Source organism: Idiomarina sp. T82-3, from assembly GCF_001577655.1.
GTDB classification, from domain to species: domain Bacteria; phylum Pseudomonadota; class Gammaproteobacteria; order Enterobacterales; family Alteromonadaceae; genus Idiomarina; species Idiomarina baltica.
Window position 1 is genome coordinate 23,672 of the sequence record NZ_LSBQ01000017.1, and the last position, 15,500, is coordinate 39,171.

The following is a 15,500-nucleotide window of genomic DNA, read 5'->3' on the forward strand; positions in this document are numbered from 1 at the left end:
ATATTAAGCCGCCACGACCAATGCCATGAGCGGATGGTGCGGGTAAAAACGGAAATTTAAAACTACAGGACGAAGATTGACTACAAGTAATGCGACGTAGAGGAGGTTTAACTAACTTTCTTATCCAACGCCGCCTACAATACGCGAGTTTAAATATTAGTCAACGATTATTTTTAATTTATTTTTAATGAGCAAGAACGGCAATGTCCGTCCTTGCTCACTAGCGTATTAAAACCAAACTCTAGCACCTACAACGATGCCCGTTTCATGGGTTTGCCGCCCTTCTCGCTGTAATCGATCTGCGGTGTTACCGAGCGCTTGATTCCAATAGACGCCGATATACGGCGCAAATTCTCGACTGATTTCTTGTCGATAGCGCAACCCCACTCTTAGGTTACTTAGCCCCGATTCACGCCGGTATTTTTCCGAGTCGGTGACATTGGCGGTGATTTCTACTCGTGGTTGCAAATAGGCGGTTTGACTTAATCTCCACTCATACTCCGTTTCCGAGCGCAACTGTATATCACCTTCCTCATTCACCATGAGTGAGTTATCCATTTCAAACCAGTAAGGTGCCAAGCCCGAAAAACTTAACACGGCATAATGCTCAAACGAGCTATCGGATGAAAGCTCGCCACGGGCACCAACTCCCGCCTGAATGGACCAAAATGGAGACACTAAATAGCCATAGAGTAGTTCTGCTTTTTCGATATCGGTCGGTGCGCCATCATTTTGTACATTTTCACCCTCGGTTTTAAACACAAGTCGATGATAGTCTCCACCATACCAAGCCATCATATCCCAAACAGCTGATTGTTCATGCTGATTGGTTCGCGCGATTTCCAATCGGTCAAAAAGAACGCGTCCAGTATAGTGCTCGCTTACAGGCTCTGGCCAATCATCCTTGGCATGTCCTGCTGACGCAATAAGAGGAAAAAGACCGCCTAACAATAATAGAAAGTTTTTCATCATCCGCTCCTTAAGAAACATTTACTACGCGAAACATACCCGCCTTCATGTGATAAAGAAGGTGACAATGAAAGGCCCAACTGCCGTGAGCATCCGCTGAGATGAGCAGTGATACCTTTTCGCTTGGCTTTACGCTGATGGTGTGCTTACGCGGGCGAGGATAATGACCATTTTCTAACTCCATCCACATACCATGCAGATGAATCGGGTGGTCCATCATCGTGTCATTAACCAACACGAGACGAAGCCTTTCCCCCTCATTAAACTGAATGGGTCCGTCTACTTCAGTAAACTTTTTCCCATCAAAAGACCACATGTAACGTTCCATGTTACCGGTCAAATGCAACTGTATGGTGCGCTCAGGTTCACGCGTGTCAGGCCATTCGTGAGCTCCTTTTAAGTCCGAATAAACGAGAACACGATGATCGACATTCTCAAGCCCGAGCCCCGGTTCGTCCAAGCGACTTACTGGATTTTTAGCAATCATAGCAGCACCGGGTCCGTGGCCACCATTAGCATGGCCAATTTGTATACTGTCGACAGGTAATGGTTGCTTAGTGGACATATCAGATTTCATGGAAGACATAGACCCTTCCGTCATGCCTTCCATCTTCATGTTAGCCATTCCCATAGCCGCCATACCACGTTCAGGTACGGCCCGTAACTCCGGTATGGGCGCTTCAAGTCCTAATTCGGGCGTTAATGTACCGCGCACAAACCCACTTCTATCGAAGCTCTCAGCAAACAGCGTGTACGCTTTACTTTCCCTGGGTTGTACAATGACATCGTACGCTTCGGCGACACCAATGCGGAACTCATCTATTGTGACAGGCTGAACAGGTTGGCCATCGGCGGCAACCACCGTCATCTCCAAGCCAGGAATTCGGACATCGAAAAAGCTCATCGCTGAACCGTTTATAATACGAAGGCGCACTTTTTCTCCGGGCTTAAAAAGCCCAGACCAGTTCATCCGCGAATCGCGGCCATTCATCAAATACGTGTAAGTACTACCAGTAACATCGGCTATGTCGCGAGGACTCATGCGCATCCGCCCCCACATTTCACGCTCTTGCCAGGTTTTTTCCAACCCTTGCTGACGAATATCATCAAAGGTGTCAAAGAGTGTGCGCTTATGGTAATTATAATAGCCTTCAGCGACTTTCAGCTTGCGAAAAACATCATTAGGATCAGAAAAGGTCCAGTCGGTTAGAATCACCGTATGCTCTCGATCGGCACCGATATCACCATCTTTGGAGTCAATAATAAGCGGACCTAGGTGACCGAGCTGCTCTTGCAACCCCGAGTGACTGTGATACCAATAGGTACCGCTTTGCTGCACATCATAGCGATATTTAAATGTTCGACCTGGTTTTATGCCCTCATATGATACGCCAGGAACGCCATCCATATTTTCAGGCAAAATGATTCCATGCCAATGAACAGACGTATCCTCCATCAGTTTATTGGTGACATTTAGCTTTGCGGGTTGGCCCTCTCGTAGACGGATCAAGGGTCCGGGCATTTGTCCATTTATGGTAATCGGACGACCCACCTTCTGACCGATGAGTAGCGGTTTTCGTGCAATCGTTAAGTTCACCTCGTCGGTGGCTAAAACGGAATCTTTAAAATGTCTACCCTGCGGGGACGCCCAGACGGGTGCCACTTTGGCAAGCGCAAGAGCGGAAGCCGCTGTCAGTGCTGATTTAACAAACTGTCGACGCGACGGATCAATAGAATTATTCATACAAAACTCCACAAAAATAAATTGTGTATTAATAACTGTGTGGCATTGCTGCCATGTAGAAATTAGCAGTAGAGTTTTGTGTAAATCGGAGGGCGAAATAGCTCGCTACCATGCTTTGGTCGAGTTTCTGTAACCGCACGGCTTTTTGCGCTTTCGGCTAAAACCGTTGCCGGAGTTTCAATCGAAGCATCACACTCAACATAGGCAATAGAGAGCCCTGTACAGTGAACTCTTAGAAGGTCATCGCAACAGTCATGCATCACCGAGTTATCGTGTTCACACGCATGAGCATTTTCTTGCTGGCACACACGCTCTGCGCTTGCCCATTGAGGCAACAGTAAAGTCGATGAAAAAATAACTAAAACGAAAAATGCTCTAAGTGACATTTGATATCCATACAGCATGTCGATTGCGACCTATCCACATTGGAATACCTCTAACTTTTTGTCAAATACCAACGAAAAGTGTCGAGAAACACAGTGTAAAGATAATATTGAAAATATATTCAACTTTTCGAATTTTATGTTACTTTCCCTTCAAGCACTTCGTTCTTTAGGGGGAACACCATGCTAGGATTCAACAACAGGCTAGAGCAATTGAGTCAACAGCAAGCCAGTGAAATCGTTGCATATAAAGCGATGCGGGAAGCGATGAAAGATGCCATGATTTATTTTGCGCTGGATGATCATGGTCGAATTGTAGAGGCTGACGAGTCATTCAAAGCATGTTTAGGACTCGATAGTTCTAAATTATTGAATCAACCGTTATCAGCTTTTATTGCACCAACGGCTAAAAATAAGCCCCACATTCAGCAAATGACGCGTGCCATTAAAACGCAGTCACATTGGCACGGTGCTATTCAATTTATTCATGATCAAGGCCACGAGATCTGGATACGCGTGATTCTAGAGCCCGAAAAACTAGGAAACGACTCGCAATTAGCATTTGCGGCCTACGGTTGTGAGCTCACGAATACCATTACAAAGTCGCGCGAGACAGAGGATTTACTCAAAGCCCTCAACCGCTCATCGGCTGTCATCGAGTTTACGCTTGATGGTCATGTCATCGCCGCAAATGAAAACTTTCTTGATGCTTTGAATTATCGGCTAGACGATATCGTTGATCAGCACCACCGTGTCTTTTGCAGTGAAGAAGAAGTTCAATCTAAGGATTACAGTCGATTCTGGCAAAAGCTAGCGGCTGGTGAGTTTTTCTCTGGACGTTTCCAGCGTATTGATAGCTTTGGTAATCCCGTTTGGTTAGAGGCAACCTACAACCCCGTGCATAACGAGGCAGGTGAACTCTACAAAGTGGTTAAGTTCGCGTCGGTGATCACCGATCAAGTTAAGCGCGAACAAGCCATCGTCGAAACATCCGATATTGCTCATGACGTCTCGACTCAAACAGATAAGCATGCGCAACAAGGTATGGCTGTTATTCGAGAAACCATTGACGCTATGCGCGTGTTAGCACAAAAAATTGAGCAAACCAGTCACCACATCGCTGAACTTAACACTCAATCAACGAAAGTCACTGAGTTAGTCGACAGTATCCAAGGCATTGCCGCCCAAACCAACCTCTTGGCACTCAACGCAGCCATTGAAGCAGCACGCGCCGGAGAGCAAGGACGCGGTTTCGCTGTAGTAGCCGACGAAGTACGTTCATTGGCATCACGCACCAGCACGACCAGCGAAAAAATTATTGATGTGGTGGGTAAAAATAAAAACCTAACTGAAACGGCCGTCCAGCAAATACAACAAAGTCTGGATGAAGTCGAAAACTCGCTGAGCCTATCGACTCAAGCGAGTAAAGTGATGGAAGATATTCAATCAGGTGCCAAACACGTACTCGATGCCGTCAGTCAATTTAAGAGCAAAGTTACTTAGCACGAGGTTGATGAACACGAAGCGGTGCTCGCGGCGGTGATGGCTGGCATAATAGCAGCCACCATGACCGCAGCCTCAATAGCGGCCACCGCTTGTTTTGCCGCGGCCGACACCATTTCACCCTTTTCTAGCTGCTCAATGCGCTTTTTGCGCTGTTTCAGTTCTTGCTTGGTGAACACTTGCGGCAACAGCTTAGCGCTGTTGGCTAAAGCGACTAAAATCGCCACACGCGGTTCAACCTCATCATCACTCATCACAGCACTGCGCATTGCTTCACGTATTTGCTGTTCGGGTTCTGGGTTAAGCTCGGGATAAACGCGTCGCTCAAACAGCCATAAAACCTTTTCCTTTTCTGCTGCAACGATATGAGCATCCGCCAAACTCTGGGCAACTTTGTGTTTTAAATCTTTAAGTTGGCCTAGCTTTTGTACCCAATCCTGTAGCTTGCGTTGTCGCTTAGCTACTTTAATTTGGTCCAGCGCTTCATCTAATAACGCATCATCGGTACTGGAATCATCCATAACCAACACTTTATTTTTATTATCCGTTTCAATCGCAATACGCTCATGCATCAAAAGCTCTGACAAAAGCGCGGCTGCGGTTGCATATTCTACATAGGCACCGTTCATGGTGCCGCGCTCTTCACTCAACGCGAGTAACATAACGGCTTGGTACAGACGAATTGTATTTGCCATAAGCGACCTTAATAATTTTTGTTATTGATAATAGCCCCATAAATTCACATTGAGCAAATTTCGACTCGTGTCGACTAAAACTCTTTCTTGCGCAGCGCCTTCTTTTGTCCCTGTTGCTTTTTACTTTTCAGGCGTTTCTCTTTTGCCGATCGACTCGGTTTAGTCGCGATACGCTTTTTCTGCACATATGACACACTGCGGATTAAGCCAATCAGTTGCTCAAGCGCCAGTTCTCTGTTGCGCGCTTGGCTGCGCGTTTCCTGCGACTTGATGATCACTTTCCCACTTTGGGTAATGCGATGATCGGACAACTTAAGTAAACGCTGCTTATAAAAATCCGGCAGTGAAGATGCCTGAATATCAAAGATCAACTGTGCCGCGGTAGCGACTTTATTGACATTTTGGCCACCTGCACCGCTTGAGCGAATAAATTGCCACTCGATTTCATGGTCAGGGATTTCAACCCGTTGAGATATCTTTATCATTAACTTCTTCAGTGTTTTGTCAGAAGTATAAGGTTAAGCGTCTTAAACCGTAGGCACAAGTTAAGCGGTAACGACACAGTTTTTACCCGCTCTTTTAGCCGCGTAGAGTTGTTTATCAGCACGTCGAATCGCACTGCGGCTATCGTCATCGCACTGGATAGGCGCAGCTCCCATGCTTAAACTCAAACATGAACGATCCGTCTTGGTGTACTGATGTGGAATATTCAACTCAATCACCTTTTCACGCAACTCATTAAGTTTGCTTTCGAGGTCACACGCAGAAGGAACAATCATTGCCAGCTCTTCGCCACCATAGCGATACACTTTGAGCGGTGTATTACTGCGTAGGCACTCTGCTATCTCCTTGATTGCGCTATCGCCCGCCTCATGACCGTAGTTATCGTTATAGGCTTTAAACTCATCAATATCTGCAATCATCAAATGATACGGCTTACCGGATGAGATAGCCGCGTCCAAATCACGATCAAACGCCCGGCGATTAAATAGCCCCGTTAAACCATCCATATGGGCTAAGGCATCAAGCTTTCGATTCGCTTCAGCTAACTCCGCTGTGCGCGATTCCACTTCACGTTCCAGTTCGTCTTGCGCGGCAATAAAGCGTGATGCCATGGTTTGAAATGCCTTCAACGCCTGTTTTACTTCGCCTCGCGCCTTAATTTTAGTCGTTTTATGGGTTTGTGCTTCTCGGTAATTGCGCTGCCCCATCAAAGAAGCGACTTTGGCAACTTCTTGCAACGGTCGGCTGACTTCGCGTTGAATGAGCCAGTAACTCATCAGTAAAATCAGAATCACCAGCCCCACGCCGGCACCAACAAGCTGTAACGGCAACACGATCGCCTGGTTACGCACCTCCGCGAGCGGGTACGTGGTAATGTGCCACCAGCCTGGGCCCGGCAGCTTATTGACGAATAGTAACTGACCTTCCACTTCGCCACTCAAAATAGTGGGTGTCTCTGAAAAGCCTCTATCAACCACCAGCTGACTCAACTGCTGATACAAAGGTTCGCTGTAGGTTTCTGAGGTGAGTGTCGAACGCGAAATAATAGCGTCTTGCGTGACATTAGATGCAGCAATCAAGTCGCCATTATCATTTAAGACCACATGCTCTGCGTTAGGCCGTTTCTTTTTCGTTAAATCGCTCACTAAACTACTGAGCACCACATCAAAACTCGCATTTGCGAGGTGTTTACCTGCCAGATCGACAGGCTTTTGATACGTAATGGTCAGTACATCGGCTGAAATATCATAATAAAGCCCGGTCCAGTTAGGTTTTCGCTCGGGGTTATTGACCTGCAATGTCGACCGCACCACCGAATAATCCGTCATCACCAAGTCTTTGTCTGCAAGCAGTCCCCACGGTGATTCAGTTGAATACATTAATAAAATATTTTCGGGCATCGAAAAGTGTGAATTCGACACCTCATTTTGCCAAGCGGGCCCGAGTTCATTAAGTGTATATTGAGCCGCAATCACGCGTGACTTGAGTTCGTCATCTAACGCAACGTCACGCTTACCTAAAAAAGCGCTCAAGTGTTCAAAGTACCTACCGCCCGCGGTAACGCCCCGGTCAAAACTCGGTTTAAGCCTCAAGACGCCGGGCGAGGTTTCTTCATACCAATCGTTAAACTGCTCAATAGGGCGCGACTCATTACGCATCAGTTTGTAATTCGATAGAAACTGCTGTGCCAGAATGTCACCGTTTTCTTCTACGTGATTAAAAAAAGCTTCGTTACGCTCAAGCGCAGGTGCCAAATCTTGCTCCAACAGTCCAATGACACGTTGTCTTGCATCATCATAAGCGACTTGAAATGTAATTGCCGACGCAATAACAACAATCGAAATTGCCCAAATACTGATTTTAAACAGCAAGGCATTGGTGAGTTTTTCGCGTTTTTTGATACGTCGATGTTTTGTTCTTCTTTCCAAAATCATTCGCTTTTTTAATTATAATTGGGCGTGCATGTTTAAACTTTATAATATTTTTTAAGAGCGTTTACTACTGTATCCGTCTGTCTATTTTTGTTCACCCATTCATTATTGAATCATCAAATACAATGCGTTGTTGGTCTCAGTGATGTAGAATGCGTCCTTCTTATCCCTTGTTTAGGTTGCCAATTTATACATGACTTTTTCTGATCTCGGACTTTGCCCTGAAATTCTTAACGCCCTTACACGCCAGGGTTATACTGAACCCACTCCTATACAAGCACAAGCAATCCCAGCCGTCATGGCCGGTAATGATGTGATGGCAGCGGCTCAAACGGGCACCGGCAAAACTGCAGGCTTTACCTTACCGATTTTAGAAATGCTCAAAGGCAATGAGCGTGCAAAAGCCAATACCGCGCGCGTGTTGATCCTCACGCCCACCCGCGAATTGGCCGCGCAAGTGGGTGAAAGCGTTGCCAACTACGGTAAAGACTTACCGTTAAGTTACGCCGTTGTCTTTGGGGGAGTAAAAATCAACCCGCAAATGATGAAGCTACGTAAAGGTGTGGATATTCTCGTCGCAACGCCTGGGCGTTTGCTCGACCTTTACCAGCAAAATGCGATTCGCTTTCCGCAGCTCGAAACGTTGGTATTAGATGAAGCCGACCGTATGCTCGATATGGGCTTCATCCATGACATCAAGAAAATCATCAAGTTACTCCCCGCAAAGCGCCAAAACTTGATGTTCTCTGCAACATTTTCGGATGAGATTCGTAAACTCGCCAAAAGCTTAGTGAACAACCCCGTAGAAATTTCGGTCGCAGCGCCGAATGCCACCGCTGAACGGATTGAACAAACCCTATATGCTGCCGAGAAAACGCATAAACCGCGTATGCTGATGCAGATCTTACGCAATCTCAACTTGCCACAAGTGATTGTATTCTCGCGCACCAAACATGGCGCCAACCGGCTGGTTAAACAACTCGATAAAGACGGCTTTTTAGCTGCCGCGATACACGGCAACAAGAGCCAAGGCGCGCGTACCAAGGCATTAAGCGATTTTAAATCAGGTGCGGTGCAAGTATTGGTGGCAACCGATATCGCCGCGCGTGGTTTAGATATCGAAAAGCTACCCTATGTCATTAACTACGACTTGCCTCAAGTGGCAGAGGATTACGTTCATCGTATCGGTCGAACAGGCCGCGCGGGACAAGTCGGTCACGCCATTTCCTTGGTGATGGACGAAGAATTTAGAACACTCAAAGCCATCGAAAAACTGATCGGTCAGCCCATTGAGCGTCGCACGCTTGACGGGTTTGATGAAGTCGAACTGACCGGCAAAACACCTCCACCGAAGCGCGAGCAGCGTCCACCACGTAAGTCACGTAGTGCGCCGAGTGGCAAACAAAAAAGCCCTGGCCGTGCTAAGCACCGACGCCAGGGCTCGAACAAGTCGAGTCAACGCTAGTTAGAATTGATAACTGACCGATGCCGAGTAGTTAGCCGGTGCGCCGTAGAAACCCTGCGCCCAGTACAAGCTATTTAAATACTTCTCATCGGTCACGTTATAACCGTTGACACGCACAGCAAGTTTATCCGTCACCTGCCAGCTTGCCATCAACCCAAGTAAGCCATAAGACGGCTGGTGCGTCACGATAGTCTCACCTGCATTGTCATAGGCAGGACCGACAGTGCCTTGCACACGTGAGGTCGCATCTTTCCACTGATAAGTCGCGCCAACACGCACGTCTGGCAAGCTTTGGAACTGATAGGTCAGCGACGTTCTGAACATCTTTTCAGCCGTGTAATCCTCAACCAATTGATCGCCATCAACATCAAATACGGTTGCCGACACTTGACCTTGCAGACCCGTGAAAAGTTCGCCAGCGAGTTCAAGCTCCACACCTTCGCTGGTAATACCCTCAGCCGCACGATAGACCGGTTCAAGTACGCCTGTCGACGGGTTTTCAGCGTCACCATCACCCACCGCGAGGTTCTCTTGTTTAACGTGGAAATAAGCGGCACTCAGGAGTGCTTTACCACCAAACAGGTCGGCTTTAATACCAATTTCTGAGTTCTTACCTGTCAGCGGTTCCAAACGTTCGAAGTTACGATCCACTTCAGACTGTGCGAGGAACGTTTCGGTGTAAGAGGCATAGGTTGTAATGGAGTCATTCACTGCATACGTCACCCCGACATACGGAATAAACTGCGCGTCATCACGCGACTGGTCGACGCCATAGCCAACACCATCGGTCTGAAAGTCATTATAGCGACCGCCGAGCAGTACTTTTAAGTCGCTCGTCAACGCCAATCGTGCCTGCGCGTAAACGGCTTTTTGTGTGTTATCGATAACACTTCCATCCCGTCCATCAGTAAACTCAGGGAACGGTGTATTACCATCCCAGTCGGCAAGTGAAGGCATCGCAGGGAAGCCATTACCGGTGTGGAAGTCGTACAGAGAAACATCAACATAATCTAAGCGCGAGTAGTTAACGCCAACAACGACCTCGTGCAATTGGCCCCAAGCCTCAAAAGTACCATTGGCGTAAACATCAAAGGTATCTTGCTTGTCGTCTAAGTCGTACTCACTGCCATACCCGACGAGACCAAGCCCCGTTTCAGGATCCAACCCGAGCTCAGCATCGCCAAGATAGGTGTAAAACAACAGGCTATCTTCATCGGTACGAACGCGGTTATACACTGCACGCAAGTTCCAGTTGTCGGATAATGCTGTTTCAACATCAACAAAGCTGCGGCTTTCGCTTACTTTCCACTGCGACCAATCCGCCGCAACGTTGGTAGATTCATCATAATTTGTCGGCGTGCCATCACCGTAATAAAGCGTCAATGCGCCCCACATGTTGCCATCGGTATGGCTCTTATGCTCGCTATGACCCACGGTCAACATGGTGTCGTCGGTTAGAGCAAAATCAAAAACACCGTAAAAGACCTTGGTGTCGTTTTCGTAACGGTCAAGATACGACTCGCCATTATCCGCCGCTGCAACCACACGACCACGCACACGATCCGACAACTTGCCAGACGCGTCGATTTCTAAACGTTTGTTACTCCAAGAGCCCAGGCTACCCTCGACACTAATTTGTGTTTCCGAAGTTGGGCGTTTGCGCACCATGTTGACGGTGGCTGCGGGGCTACCGACACCGGTCATAATCCCGTTCGCGCCATGGATCACTTCAACGCGCTCGTATAAAGCCGTATCAATTCGTCCATGGGTGTTACTGTTCACGAGCGGCAAGCCAACGCCATCAATCTGAAAGTTATTCAGTTCAAAACCACGCGAGGTGTAGTAAATACGATCGGTTTCGACATTCTCAACGTTAACCGCTGAAGCACTGTTCAATACGGAGTTGATATCATTCAGACCAAAATCTTTGATTTGCTGCTGGTTAATAACCGTAATCGACTGCGGTGTTTCTTTTATCGTCAAACCGAGCTTAGTCGCACCTTCCGCTGAAGAAGACTTATAGCCCTCCTGCTTTTCACCAGTGATCTTTAGACGCTCAATCACCTGTTCAGTCTGTTGCGGTTCTTCCGCTACGGCATAGGCGCTTGTTAATGCACTCATCACGCACACAGCTAACAAAGATTTTTGCATTTTCATGGGGTTCCTCAAAATCAGCCTCGTTTAAGTGCGCACATCATAAATGAAAACGATTCGCGTTTAAAGTTTAATTTAAGTCTTATGCTGTAACGCTTTAAATAGCCAGGTTCCGCCTCAAAATGCTATCGTTAGACCAAAATCACATTTGAATCACGCCTGCTATATGACAATCGATGACTTGCCTTACTCACAAGCATGTGAAAACAACAAACAGCCTATTCTTGAGATATTGAACAGTGCTTTAGCCAACAGCCAGCGCGTTCTTGAAGTCGGCAGCGGCACGGGTCAACACGCGGTGTACTTTGCCCAACACCTGCCCCACTGCACTTGGCAGCCGACGGATCAAGCGCATTATCTGACAGGACTGAATCAACGGCTCGATAAACAAGCCCCTTCTAATGTTTTGCCCCCGCAAGTCTTTAATGTATTTGAGGATCTGCCAACCGGTGAGTTTGACGCCCTGTTTACTGCGAACACCTGCCATATTATGCCCGCGGCCGGCGTAGAGCGTTTATTTGCATTGCTTAGTGCTGAGTTAAGCAGTATTCAAACCGTCTGTATTTACGGCCCATTCAACGAAGGTGGCGAGTTTACTTCACAGAGCAATCGCGCATTTGATGAAAAGCTAAGGACGCGCGACCCCGAGATGGGCATTCGTGACAAAGAATGGATTCAAGATCTAGCTAGGCAGGCGGGCTTTACCCATGCGCAAAGCCACACCATGCCTGCTAATAATCAACTTTTGGAATTTCACAGAGGTAACCTAAACTAATTAACCATTAAATATTTTACTTTGCCCATTGAAAATAAGAATGATTATCAAATACAATACAAAGCATAATCATTCTTATTTACCGCTTATTTAACTAGTAGGGCAAAATATCTAATGAACATGTTTACTAAAAGCAGTATCGCTTTAGCCATTGCGAGCATGACACTCTCCTCTACTGCTTTCGCGCAACAAGACACTGAAACGAAAAACTCAGATCCATCAGAAGACGTTTCTGAACATATTGAAATTACGGGTAGCCCGCTTGATCGCGCAACCACTGCAACCGGTTTACCACTCACATTGCGACAAACGCCTCAGTCAATCTCAATTATCGATCGCACCTTTATCGATGGTTTTGCGTTAGACACCGTAGCCGATGTCATGCAGTTTGCACCGGGCATACAAGCACAGCAGGCCGAGACTGATCGCTTTTTCTTCCGCTCGCGAGGCCGTGATGTAACTAACTTCCAGTTTGATGGTGTGCCTATCGCTTATAACAGCTTCTTTAGCGAAGCGCTCGCAGACTCGGTTATTTTCGAACGTGTTGAAATCGTTCGTGGAGCAACCGGTCTACTGACTGGTGCAGGCGAACCCTCCGCGGCTATCAACCTGATTCGTAAGCGTCCAAAAGCTGAAGATGGCGGCTATGCCAGCTTGGGGATTGGTTCATGGAGCAATTACCGCTTTGAGGCCGATCATTCGCAGACCTTGTCAGAAACGGGTAATGTCAAAGCGCGTGTCGCGATGGCTTACGAGGAAGGCGACAGCTATGTTGACCTATCAGAAAAAGAAAACGCACAAATTTATGCGGTAGTAACCGCTGATTTAACCACTCAAACACGTTTAACCGCCGGTGCAGATTATAGTGAACGCAACCCGAAAGGTAGTATGTGGGGCGCACTACCTTTATTTTATTCGGATGGCACCCAAGCGGACGATCTGCCAGTAAGCACCACCACAGCATCCCCTTGGAACCGTTGGGATCGTCAAAGCACAAACGCGTTCGTACAAGTCGAACACGCCTTTGATAACGGCTGGGATGTTCAGTTTGATGTTGAGCGTCGAGAAGGAGAAATGGATGGCTACCTGCTCTACTTCTCGGGTTTTCCCGACAAAGAAGCCGGCACAGGTTTAGGTACCTCGCCTAACCACTATGTCGCCGACCGTGAACAAACATCTGTACGCTTCTTAGTATCGGGGCCATTTGAGCTGTTTGGACGTGAACACCAGCTCACTGCCGGCGCCTTGCACTCAAAACAAACCGTTGATTCAGTATCATACGGCACTAATGACCCTATTACGGTGCCGAGTATCTTTGACTGGGGTAACGGTGTAGAGCCCGTTGACTTTAACCAAACACCGAATTACAGCACCTTTGAGTCGTACAAGCAGCAGGGTATCTACGCGGCTGCACAACTGAGTCTGACTGATGAACTCACGACCATCATTGGCAATCGTTTAACGACTTACGAAACAACCGTAGAGTCACCCTTCTCACCGAGTGACTTTAAGAACTCGGGCGTGAACACCCCGTACTTCGGCATCGTTTATGATATCTCGGATATTATTTCGACTTACGCAAGTTATACGGAGATCTTTAAGCCTCAAAGCGCCATTGATGCAAACTTTGAGCTGGTCGGCCCCGTCGAGGGCTCCAACACAGAAATCGGTATAAAGGGTGACTTCTTTAACGAAGCACTTACCGCTAGTTTCGCAGTCTACAAGGTTAAAGAGGATAACTTAGCCATCACTGATCCCGATGCTGCAGAACCATTACCGGGCACCAACATTTATCCGTCAATAGGTGTTGCTGGTGCAGAAAGTGAAGGTTATGAGCTTGAACTAAACGGTAAACCCAATGACGCGTTAAACATCTTTGTAAGCTATACGCACAATGAGTCAACGGATCGTGACGGTTCGGACTATGCCCCGTTCTTGCCCGAAAACATGGTCAAAACCAGCGTGCTATTTCAAGCGTCTGATGCGTTAAAAGTGGGTGTTAACGCGAATTGGCAAAGTGATATCTCGAACCCTGGCATTGGTCCTAATGGTGAAACATTTACTCAAGACAGCTACACCGTGGTTAATGCAATGGCAAGCTACCAACTGACACCTCAGTGGGACTTGAGCTTCAACGTCAATAATCTCTTTGACGAAAAATATTACTCAAGCATCGATTTTTATAATCAAGGCTTCTTCGGTGCGGAACGTAATTTTGAACTATCTGTGAAGTACGCTTGGTAAATTGTCGCTAACGTAAACACCGCGCAGTGCGCATGGGCACTGCACGGTGTTGGATTAGTCAGCAACGAGTTAAAACGCTAAACAAATCTTGCCAAAGTGCTTGCCCGACTCTTCGTAACGGAATGCGTCAGCCAATTCTTCAAGACCAAAGGTCTTATCGATAACAGGTTTCACGCCATTGGCTTCGAGCGCGCGCACAAAGTCTTTTTGATCATCGCAACTGCCCACGATAAGTCCTTGTAAACGCGCTTGCTTGGCCATCAACTTAGCCGTTGGGACTTCCCCCGCACTACCGGTTAACACGCCAATCAACGCGATATGGCCGGCAATGGCAACGGCGTTAATTGACTGCGGTAACGTACCGGGGCCGCCCACCTCAATAACGTGGTCAACACCGCGTCCATCCGTCAGCTTGCGCACCGTTTTACCCCAGTCAGGATCGTCTTTGTAGTTAATAAGATGATCGGCACCTAATGCTTTATATTTCTCGAGTTTCTCGTTCGATGATGAGGTCGCAAACACCGTCGCGCCCAGGCTCTTCGCGAGCTGGCACGCAAATACCGAAACACCGCCACTACCCAGTACCAACACCGAGTTGCCTAGTTTAATGCCGCCGTCGACGACCAACGCGCGCCAGGCGGTAAGACCCGCCGTAGTTAGCGTTGCCGATTCAGCATGGCTATAGCCTTTAGGTTGGTGAGTAAAAAAATGAGCCGGGCGCACGACCACTTCACGGGCATACCCATCGATACCATCACCGGGCGTTTGCTTAAAGTCGCCCACAGGCGCTGGACCACTTTGCCAGTAGGGAAAGAACGTTGAAACCACAGGGTCACCCACAGCAAACTCTTCAACACCCTCGCCCACGGCCTCGACAACGCCCGCACCATCTGACATCGGAATGCGACCATCTTCGGTAGGAATGAAGCCAGCGGCGACACCGTAGTCATGAAAGTTCAATGAGCTGGCTTTAACCCGCACACGGATTTCTCCCGCCGCAGGCTGACCGGGATCATCCAATTCCGTCACTTCGATATTATCTAAACCAAAAGGGTCTTTGAGTTTTAGCGCCTTAATCTTGTCTGTCATGTTCGTGATCCTTTAACTGGGAGTCGTTCTCCATTGTAGTTTTC

General features: G+C 47.6%; 12 protein-coding genes. 4 read left to right on the plus strand and 8 right to left on the minus strand.

The features are described 5' to 3' along the window. Window positions 1–228 precede the first annotated feature (228 nt). The 3 genes from AWU56_RS10120 to AWU56_RS10130 form a co-directional block, all read right to left on the minus strand. Window positions 229–969 (minus strand): copper resistance protein B, encoded by a 741-nt coding sequence (locus AWU56_RS10120; protein WP_286682444.1) that lies wholly within the window; start codon window positions 967–969, stop codon window positions 229–231. 10 nt (window positions 970–979) lie between these two features. Next, on the minus strand, window positions 980–2,713 hold the full coding sequence (locus AWU56_RS10125) for a copper resistance system multicopper oxidase (protein ID WP_286682445.1): 1,734 nt from the start codon (window positions 2,711–2,713) through the stop codon (window positions 980–982). A 62-nt stretch (window positions 2,714–2,775) separates the two neighbouring features. Continuing rightward, the gene (locus AWU56_RS10130; protein WP_006955639.1) at window positions 2,776–3,099 is read right to left on the minus strand and encodes a hypothetical protein; all 324 of its coding nucleotides are present in this window, start codon (window positions 3,097–3,099) and stop codon (window positions 2,776–2,778) included. A gap of 180 nt (window positions 3,100–3,279) precedes the next feature. Here AWU56_RS10130 and AWU56_RS10135 point away from each other — a divergent pair, with 180 nt between their 5' ends. Further along, window positions 3,280–4,599 (plus strand): methyl-accepting chemotaxis protein, encoded by a 1,320-nt coding sequence (locus AWU56_RS10135; protein ID WP_286682446.1) that lies wholly within the window; start codon window positions 3,280–3,282, stop codon window positions 4,597–4,599. Here AWU56_RS10135 and AWU56_RS10140 read toward each other — a convergent pair. From AWU56_RS10140 to AWU56_RS10150, 3 genes are all read right to left on the minus strand, one after another. Then, on the minus strand, window positions 4,596–5,294 hold the full coding sequence (locus AWU56_RS10140; protein WP_286682447.1) for a GOLPH3/VPS74 family protein: 699 nt from the start codon (window positions 5,292–5,294) through the stop codon (window positions 4,596–4,598). The two genes, AWU56_RS10135 and AWU56_RS10140, sit on opposite strands and share 4 nt — an antisense overlap. A 74-nt stretch (window positions 5,295–5,368) precedes the next feature. Then, window positions 5,369–5,779 carry an alternative ribosome rescue aminoacyl-tRNA hydrolase ArfB gene (arfB, locus tag AWU56_RS10145; RefSeq protein ID WP_071462462.1) on the minus strand — a complete coding sequence of 137 codons (411 nt, stop codon included), beginning with the start codon at window positions 5,777–5,779 and terminating at the stop codon, window positions 5,369–5,371. 60 nt (window positions 5,780–5,839) lie between these two features. Beyond that, on the minus strand, window positions 5,840–7,732 hold the full coding sequence (locus AWU56_RS10150) for a GGDEF domain-containing protein (RefSeq protein ID WP_286682448.1): 1,893 nt from the start codon (window positions 7,730–7,732) through the stop codon (window positions 5,840–5,842). A gap of 190 nt (window positions 7,733–7,922) precedes the next feature. Here AWU56_RS10150 and AWU56_RS10155 point away from each other — a divergent pair, with 190 nt between their 5' ends. Next, entirely contained in the window at window positions 7,923–9,194 is a 1,272-nt protein-coding gene (locus tag AWU56_RS10155; RefSeq protein WP_286682449.1) for a DEAD/DEAH box helicase, read from the plus strand. Here AWU56_RS10155 and AWU56_RS10160 read toward each other — a convergent pair whose 3' ends face one another. Further along, complete coding sequence (locus AWU56_RS10160; RefSeq protein ID WP_286682450.1) at window positions 9,195–11,351, minus strand: TonB-dependent siderophore receptor; 2,157 nt, start codon at window positions 11,349–11,351, stop codon at window positions 9,195–9,197. It abuts the gene before it with no gap. A 163-nt stretch (window positions 11,352–11,514) separates the two neighbouring features. Between AWU56_RS10160 and AWU56_RS10165 the strand changes: the two genes are divergently transcribed. Together AWU56_RS10165 and AWU56_RS10170 are read left to right on the plus strand one after the other, a co-directional pair. Continuing rightward, a complete protein-coding gene (locus tag AWU56_RS10165; RefSeq protein WP_286682451.1) occupies window positions 11,515–12,123 on the plus strand; it encodes a DUF938 domain-containing protein in 609 nt (202 codons plus the stop codon). A gap of 114 nt (window positions 12,124–12,237) precedes the next feature. Beyond that, window positions 12,238–14,367: a TonB-dependent siderophore receptor gene (locus AWU56_RS10170; protein ID WP_286682452.1), complete on the plus strand. Its 2,130-nt coding sequence runs from the start codon at window positions 12,238–12,240 to the stop codon at window positions 14,365–14,367. Window positions 14,368–14,436: 69 nt separating this feature from the next. Here the strand turns inward: AWU56_RS10170 and AWU56_RS10175 are convergent, their stop codons facing one another. Further along, window positions 14,437–15,456 carry a zinc-dependent alcohol dehydrogenase family protein gene (locus AWU56_RS10175; RefSeq protein WP_286682453.1) on the minus strand — a complete coding sequence of 340 codons (1,020 nt, stop codon included), beginning with the start codon at window positions 15,454–15,456 and terminating at the stop codon, window positions 14,437–14,439. Window positions 15,457–15,500: the final 44 nt, after the last annotated feature.

What these genes read in the sequence shown, in the direction of transcription:
- AWU56_RS10165 (WP_286682451.1), top strand. Translation starts at nt 11,515, where the DNA reads ATGACAATCGATGACTTGCCTTACTCACAAGCATGTGAAAACAACAAA.
- AWU56_RS10135 (WP_286682446.1), top strand. Translation starts at nt 3,280, where the DNA reads ATGCTAGGATTCAACAACAGGCTAGAGCAATTGAGTCAACAGCAAGCC.
- AWU56_RS10150 (WP_286682448.1), bottom strand. Translation starts at nt 7,732, where the DNA reads ATGATTTTGGAAAGAAGAACAAAACATCGACGTATCAAAAAACGCGAA.
- AWU56_RS10175 (WP_286682453.1), bottom strand. Translation starts at nt 15,456, where the DNA reads ATGACAGACAAGATTAAGGCGCTAAAACTCAAAGACCCTTTTGGTTTA.
- AWU56_RS10125 (WP_286682445.1), bottom strand. Translation starts at nt 2,713, where the DNA reads ATGAATAATTCTATTGATCCGTCGCGTCGACAGTTTGTTAAATCAGCA.
- AWU56_RS10140 (WP_286682447.1), bottom strand. Translation starts at nt 5,294, where the DNA reads ATGGCAAATACAATTCGTCTGTACCAAGCCGTTATGTTACTCGCGTTG.
- arfB (WP_071462462.1), bottom strand. Translation starts at nt 5,779, where the DNA reads ATGATAAAGATATCTCAACGGGTTGAAATCCCTGACCATGAAATCGAG.
- AWU56_RS10160 (WP_286682450.1), bottom strand. Translation starts at nt 11,351, where the DNA reads ATGAAAATGCAAAAATCTTTGTTAGCTGTGTGCGTGATGAGTGCATTA.
- AWU56_RS10155 (WP_286682449.1), top strand. Translation starts at nt 7,923, where the DNA reads ATGACTTTTTCTGATCTCGGACTTTGCCCTGAAATTCTTAACGCCCTT.
- AWU56_RS10120 (WP_286682444.1), bottom strand. Translation starts at nt 969, where the DNA reads ATGAAAAACTTTCTATTATTGTTAGGCGGTCTTTTTCCTCTTATTGCG.
- AWU56_RS10170 (WP_286682452.1), top strand. Translation starts at nt 12,238, where the DNA reads ATGAACATGTTTACTAAAAGCAGTATCGCTTTAGCCATTGCGAGCATG.
- AWU56_RS10130 (WP_006955639.1), bottom strand. Translation starts at nt 3,099, where the DNA reads ATGTCACTTAGAGCATTTTTCGTTTTAGTTATTTTTTCATCGACTTTA.